We start from the raw sequence: 6398 nt of genomic DNA, 5'->3' as shown, positions 1-6398 counted from the left end.
TAAAAAACCAATATAAATCATATCTTTATTTTGATCATCTCTGCTGATACCACGAAAAATATCATAAACGAAAACCTGTTTTCACACGCAATGCATCATTCATGCGATGTCATGCTCGGCTGGGGAATTGACCCGTCTGCCAATACCGCACTGATCCTATATTGACTCAAGATCCAATACCGGAAAGTACTCGCAGACCAGGAGTTACGGTCAGTGAAATGTTGGTAAATGGACCAATACTTCATAAGCTGAAACATGCTCGCCTATGGGAATGACTGAACGTGCTGGACGGCAATCAAACAGTGCATAACCGCTATGAGGATGCCGGGGCCGCTTGCAAACCCTTCTAGAGCGACTCACCCTACGGCGTCCCACACTTATCCGAGTCAACCCATAAGGAAGAACGCCATGTTCACGAGGAGCCTGTTGCTGAGTTTTTGCGCTGTGTTACTGGTTGGCTGCACGGGAAGGGGCTTTCAACCCCCGGCTCCGGATTACACAAAATGGTACAAGGAGGGCGTATCGCAGACCGGGATCATTGCTGCGATGCGTGCGTGCGGATATACCAATGTTGACGGCGCAGGAGACAGGTCGCCAATCGATGTGAGGTTACTGAACTTCTATTGCATGAAAGACGCAGGCTACAAACGCAAAGATAACTTGGACATGTGCAAGCTCGGTCGTATTGGCGAATCGCCGGTGTGCGACGGCCGCCGTTAATCCATCACCAAAAGGACACAGGGAATGAACAATCTACGCAACGGATTGTATGGTGCCGCATTGGCCCTGGCGGCAACAGCGCTGGGTGGTTGCGCCTCCTCGGCCGCGATCACCGGCGAGCCTGGGGTAAACATGGGCGACAGCTATCAGAAGGTGCTCGCGGTGGTCAGCCGCAACAATACCGTGACCAAACAGGTCGATGGCCAAGGCTTCCGGGCGGAGGGTTACTCAGGGATGTTCAAGGACTGTCGCGTCAAATACTTCCTGTTCCAGGACGCCGATGGTTTGCAGCGCGTGAGCTATGAGCCGGCGCCACATCTGTCGGTCAACCAGAACTGCCGCCAGCCTTAACTTCCCCCTACGAGTCGATTCCTGATGAGACTGTTGCCTGTAATCCCCGCCGTGCTGCTGCTATCGCTCGGCGGCTGCGGCCAAGTGGCGAACGTGCGTTCGCTGTCCACCGGCTATGTGCCCCCGCAGGGCGGCGAGACCGCGCGTATCCGCCTGCTCACCGACGGCCTGGTGCGCGCCGTGCCGGAGCGTGATTGCCTCGACTGGAACGTGCCCGGCGCGGGGGTGATGGCGTCGGCGAAACCCGGCTTCCCCGACCATAACGGCGAAAACCTCGGCATTCCCGGACCGATCTTTTCGTGGGCCGGTGCGGTCTCGTCGGAGCTGGTGGTGCCGGCGAACAAGCCGATCGCGTTCCATTACCTGGGGCGCCTGCAATATTCCCGGCAGTGTGCCAAGACCATGACCTTCGTCCCTCGGCCTGGCGTGGACTACATGGTGCAGGCCACCATGTCGGCGGACTGTTCGTTCCAGCTGGATGAATTGGAGGCGGGCGGCAAGCAGTGGGCGATGGTCCAACCGCAGCCAGCAGGGAAGGTGTCGATGTGCAACGCGATTGATAACTTCTAGCCGGAAATCTGCGCGGGTTGAAGGTTGCGCGTAAATTTCTTCAAAACACACGCCAACACCATAGGGGAGATGGGCAAACAGTTATTGCTGACATCTGCGCTGCCAAGCGTTCTCGATACCATGCCGGCATTCCTTGTCCGGGACATGGTATCGATGTAGCTCTCTCACATACGTACGATGGGCGCCATTAAAAACGCCATTGATGACGTAGTGAAGATCACTATCAATTCTTATTTTTACAATAAAATCAGATAGTTGAAACCAAACCTCACTCCCACTCAATGGTCGCTGGCGGCTTGCTCGACACGTCGTAGGTCACGCGGGAGATGCCTTCGATTTCATTGATGATCCGGCCGCTGACGGTTTCCAGCAGTTCGTAGGGCAGGTGTGCCCAACGCGCGGTCATGAAGTCGATGGTTTCCACGGCACGCAGGGCCACGACCCAGGCGTAACGACGGCCATCGCCAACCACGCCAACCGATTTCACCGGCTGGAACACTACGAACGCCTGGCTGACCTTGTGGTACCAGTCGGCCTTGCGCAGTTCTTCGATGAAGATGTGGTCGGCACGACGCAACAGGTCGGCGTATTCCTTCTTCACTTCACCGAGGATCCGCACGCCCAGGCCCGGGCCCGGGAACGGGTGACGGTAGACCATGTCGTACGGCAGGCCGAGTTCCAGGCCCAGGCGACGGACCTCGTCCTTGAACAGCTCGCGCAGGGGTTCAACCAGCTTGAGGTTCATTTCTTCCGGCAGGCCGCCCACGTTGTGGTGCGACTTGATCACGTGGGCCTTGCCGCTTTTCGCGCCAGCCGACTCAATCACGTCCGGATAGATGGTGCCCTGGGCGAGGTATTTAATGTTGTCCAGTTTGTTGGACTGGGCATCAAACACGTCGATGAAGGTGCGACCGATGATCTTGCGCTTTTTCTCCGGGTCGCTTTCGCCAGCCAGGTTGTTGAGGAACTGGTCCTCAGCGTTGGCGCGGATCACCTTGACGCCCATGTTCTCGGCGAACATGGCCATCACTTGCTCACCTTCGTGCAGGCGCAGCAGGCCGTTGTCGACAAAGACGCAGGTCAGCTGGTCGCCGATGGCCTTGTGCAACAGGGCCGCAACCACCGAGGAGTCGACGCCGCCGGACAGGCCCAGCAGTACGTTGTCGGTACCCACCTGGGCGCGGATGTTGGCGATGGCGTCTTCGGCAATCTTCGACGGAGTCCACAGGGCTTCACAGCCGCAGATGTCGAGGATGAAACGCGACAGGATGCGACCGCCCTGCTTGGTGTGGGTCACTTCCGGGTGGAACTGCACGCCGTAGTAGCCGCGAGCGTCGTCAAACATGCCGGCGATCGGGCAGCTTGGAGTGCTGGCCAGGATGTGGAATTCCTGCGGCATCCTGGTGACCTTGTCACCATGGCTCATCCACACGTCGAGGCCGAACAGGCCGTCAGCGTCGATGTGGTCTTCGATGCCGTCGAGCAGGCGGCTCTTGCCGACCACGTCGACACGGGCGTAACCGAACTCACGCAGCTCGGAACCTTCAACCTTGCCACCCAGCTGTTCAGCCATGGTCTGCATGCCGTAGCAGATACCGAAGACCGGCACGCCCAGGTCAAACACCGCCTGCGGGCAGCGCGGGCTGTTGGCTTCGTGCACGGACTCGGGGCCGCCGGCGAGAATGACGCCTTTCGGAGCGAATTCGCGAATCGCGTCTTCATCCATGTCGAACGGATGCAGTTCGCAGTACACGCCGATCTCACGCACGCGGCGGGCAATCAGCTGGGTGTACTGGGAACCGAAGTCGAGGATCAGGATGCGGTGAGCGTGAATGTCGAGGGACATGATTCAGTCTCGTCTAAGTAATTCAGAAACAGTCGTGATTCAGAAACAACTCGGGGCTGAAGAAAACAGCCCCGGTTACTTAACTTTGTGCTTGAAGCCTCAACCTACGCGGTAGTTTGGCGCTTCCTTGGTGATCTGCACGTCATGCACGTGGGACTCGGCCATGCCGGCGCCGGTGATCCGCACGAACTCGGGCTTGGTGCGCATTTCTTCGATGTCGGCACTGCCGGTGTAACCCATCGAGGAACGCAGGCCGCCCATCAGCTGGTGAATGATGGCGCTCAGGGTGCCCTTGTACGGAACACGCCCTTCGATGCCTTCAGGTACAAGCTTCTCGGCGCCTGCCGAGGAATCCTGGAAGTAGCGGTCGGAAGAGCCCTGGGCCTGGGACATGGCGCCCAGCGAACCCATGCCACGGTAAGCCTTGTACGAACGGCCCTGGAACAGTTCGATTTCGCCCGGCGCTTCTTCAGTACCGGCGAACATCGAGCCCATCATCACGCAGGAAGCACCGGCTACGATGGCCTTGGACAGGTCACCGGAGAAACGGATGCCGCCGTCGGCGATCAACGGAACGCCGGTGCCTTCAAGGGCTGCGGCGACGTTGGCGATGGCACTGATTTGCGGCACGCCTACACCAGCGACGATACGGGTGGTGCAGATCGAGCCAGGGCCGATACCGACCTTGACTGCATCAGCACCCGCTTCGGCCAGGGCCTTGGCGGCAGCGCCGGTGGCGATGTTGCCGCCGATGACCTGCACGTCAGGGAAGTTCTGCTTGACCCAGCGAACGCGGTCGATCACACCCTTGGAGTGACCGTGGGCGGTGTCGACCACCACCACGTCAACGCCGGCATTTACCAGCGCCGCAACGCGATCGCCGGTGTCTTTACCGGTGCCGACTGCAGCGCCTACGCGCAGACGACCTTGATCGTCCTTGCTGGCCAGCGGGTAAGCCTTGGCTTTTTCGATGTCATTGACGGTCATCATGCCCTTGAGGGCAAACTTTCCGTCGACGATCAGGACGCGTTCGATGCGGTGTTTGTGCAACAGCTCGCGAACGTCGTTCTTGTCGGCGCCTTCCTTGACCGTGACCAGGCGCTCTTTAGGCGTCATCACTTCACGGACAGTGGCTTCCATACGATTTTCAAAACGCACGTCACGGGAAGTGACGATGCCGACCAGGTCGCCATCGTGCAGTACCGGAACACCGGAGATGTTGTGCAGGCGGGTCAGTTCGAACAGTTCACGCACCGTGGCGTCAGCCTCGATGGTGATCGGATCCTTGACCACGCCGGCTTCGTAACGCTTGACCTTGCGCACTTCGGCAGCTTGCTGCTCGATGGTCATGTTCTTGTGGATAATACCGATGCCACCTTCCTGAGCCATGGCAATTGCCAGTCGGGCTTCAGTGACGGTGTCCATGGCGGCAGAAACCAGAGGAATATTCAGCTCGATGCCACGGGTTAGGCGGGTCTTGAGACTGACTTCGTTAGGAAGCACCTCGGAATAACCGGGCACTAGGAGAATGTCGTCGAATGTCAGAGCTTCTTGGCTGATACGCAGCATCGCGGGGGCTCCCGAGCGGGAAAATGGAAGCGCGCCATTATAGTCAGACACCCCCTCGGGTTCAATGTAAAACTCTGTCTATTATCAACCTTATAGATATACGGAACATATCGCCCCTGTAGGAGCTGCCGCAGGCTGCGATCTTTTGATCTTGCTTTATGAAGATCAAAATCAAAAGATCGCAGCCTGCGGCAGCTCCTACAGGGGGGGGGGCAGGGATCAGAGTTCGACTTTTACCCAACTGACCGGCTGATCCAGCCAATCGGCAAACTCATCGATAAAGCTCTGTTTGAACCCTGCCTCGGCCCAATTGTTGAAGATAAACCCCAGGTTGGAAAACCCGCACTCCTGCAGGAACAGAAATCCGTTGATGTCATCTTCATGCCCGCATTCGGGGCAGGTGAAGTTATCGGTACGCCCCGGCATCCAGTCTTCCAGGCTTTCGAACAGCGCCTCGCCGACTTCCTTGCGGCACTCGGCGCAGCCCGCTTCCTCCAGAAAGCCCTTGGCCGGCGTATAGATGCAGCGCTTGGTAATGATCTCCAGGCCATTGATCGGCTCACCGAACGGCAGCGCTTGCGGGTGCAGCACCACGGCACGGGCACCGTCGGCGATCGCGTGGCCCATGCGGCTGCCGGTGCGGCCGCAGGTGGTGAGTTCTTCCTTGATGATGTTCTTGCGCACCAGCCACCGCACGACCGCCCTTGCTCGGGGTTCGTGCACCGGCAGGGTGGAGATTTTCGGGACGATGATGCTTTGAGAATTCATGGCACAAGCCTGCATGTTCTGAATGATCACCCTTGTGGGAGTGAGCCTGCTGGCGATTCGGTCGTTGCAGCCACTTTGAAGTTGCCTGACCCACCGCCATCGCGAGCAGGCTCGCTCCCACATGGATTTGCGGCCGGCAGCTTAATCCCTGACGCACTCAGGTCAAGTACTCAAATAACGCCCGATCAACGCGATCCCGCTGGCCAGCACCAGCCAGGTCACCAGCCGCACGAACGCCTCGCGGGACAACCTCAGGGTCAACCGCCGGCCAACCCACAACCCACCGCCATGGCCGGCAACAAACACAGCGCCAGTAACAACAAGGGTAGCTCGGCGTACACCCCTGCGACAGCGAACAGGCGGCAGACAACCGGGTTGGACGGGCTTTGACCCACAGGCTGTAAATCCCGTAGGCGCTGATAAACAATTGCGTGGCCCAGGTGACTACCTGGACAGCCAAGACGGCGCCTCCATGGACATTTCAAAAATACCCTGCAGGCGCTGCCGCAGGCTGCGATCTTTTGATCTGGATTTTCGGCGAAGCAGGCATTTTTCAAGATCAAAAGATCGCAGC

General features: G+C 58.5%; 6 protein-coding genes and 1 pseudogene. 3 read left to right on the top strand and 4 right to left on the bottom strand.

Features of this window, described 5'->3' with window-relative positions; translation table 11 throughout:
• Positions 1-408: 408 nt before the first annotated feature.
• The 3 genes from UB23_RS30435 to UB23_RS26180 are packed head-to-tail and all read left to right on the top strand — an operon-like array spanning position 409 to position 1641.
• Positions 409-720 (top strand): hypothetical protein, encoded by a 312-nt coding sequence (locus UB23_RS30435; RefSeq protein ID WP_010655636.1) that lies wholly within the window; start codon positions 409-411, stop codon positions 718-720.
• A 24-nt stretch (positions 721-744) separates the two neighbouring features.
• Positions 745-1071 (top strand): hypothetical protein, encoded by a 327-nt coding sequence (locus UB23_RS26185; protein ID WP_045062148.1) that lies wholly within the window; start codon positions 745-747, stop codon positions 1069-1071.
• 24 nt (positions 1072-1095) lie between these two features.
• Complete coding sequence (locus UB23_RS26180) at positions 1096-1641, top strand: hypothetical protein (protein WP_082069250.1); 546 nt, start codon at positions 1096-1098, stop codon at positions 1639-1641.
• Positions 1642-1909: 268 nt separating this feature from the next.
• On the opposite strand, the gene guaA is transcribed toward UB23_RS26180, so the two are convergent.
• The 4 genes and pseudogenes from guaA to UB23_RS28935 form a co-directional block, all read right to left on the bottom strand.
• On the bottom strand, positions 1910-3487 hold the full coding sequence (guaA, locus tag UB23_RS26175; protein ID WP_045062146.1) for a glutamine-hydrolyzing GMP synthase: 1578 nt from the start codon (positions 3485-3487) through the stop codon (positions 1910-1912).
• Positions 3488-3586: 99 nt separating this feature from the next.
• A complete protein-coding gene (gene guaB / locus UB23_RS26170) occupies positions 3587-5056 on the bottom strand; it encodes an IMP dehydrogenase (RefSeq protein ID WP_045062144.1) in 1470 nt (489 codons plus the stop codon).
• Positions 5057-5275: 219 nt separating this feature from the next.
• On the bottom strand, positions 5276-5824 hold the full coding sequence (locus tag UB23_RS26165; protein WP_045062141.1) for a hypothetical protein: 549 nt from the start codon (positions 5822-5824) through the stop codon (positions 5276-5278).
• Between the two features lie 162 nt (positions 5825-5986).
• Positions 5987-6251 (bottom strand): annotated as a pseudogene (locus UB23_RS28935) (sulfite exporter TauE/SafE family protein); the annotation flags it as partial.
• Positions 6252-6398 lie beyond the last annotated feature (147 nt).

The sequence above is a fragment of the Pseudomonas sp. ES3-33 genome, assembly GCF_000952175.1.
Taxonomy (GTDB): domain Bacteria; phylum Pseudomonadota; class Gammaproteobacteria; order Pseudomonadales; family Pseudomonadaceae; genus Aquipseudomonas; species Aquipseudomonas gregormendelii.
This window is presented reverse-complemented; position numbering and strand designations above follow the sequence as displayed.

Coding starts and splice junctions, on each gene's coding strand:
- UB23_RS30435 (WP_010655636.1), top strand. CDS start 409: ATGTTCACGAGGAGCCTGTTGCTGAGTTTTTGCGCTGTGTTACTGGTT.
- guaB (WP_045062144.1), bottom strand. CDS start 5,056: ATGCTGCGTATCAGCCAAGAAGCTCTGACATTCGACGACATTCTCCTA.
- guaA (WP_045062146.1), bottom strand. CDS start 3,487: ATGTCCCTCGACATTCACGCTCACCGCATCCTGATCCTCGACTTCGGT.
- UB23_RS26165 (WP_045062141.1), bottom strand. CDS start 5,824: ATGAATTCTCAAAGCATCATCGTCCCGAAAATCTCCACCCTGCCGGTG.
- UB23_RS26180 (WP_082069250.1), top strand. CDS start 1,096: ATGAGACTGTTGCCTGTAATCCCCGCCGTGCTGCTGCTATCGCTCGGC.
- UB23_RS26185 (WP_045062148.1), top strand. CDS start 745: ATGAACAATCTACGCAACGGATTGTATGGTGCCGCATTGGCCCTGGCG.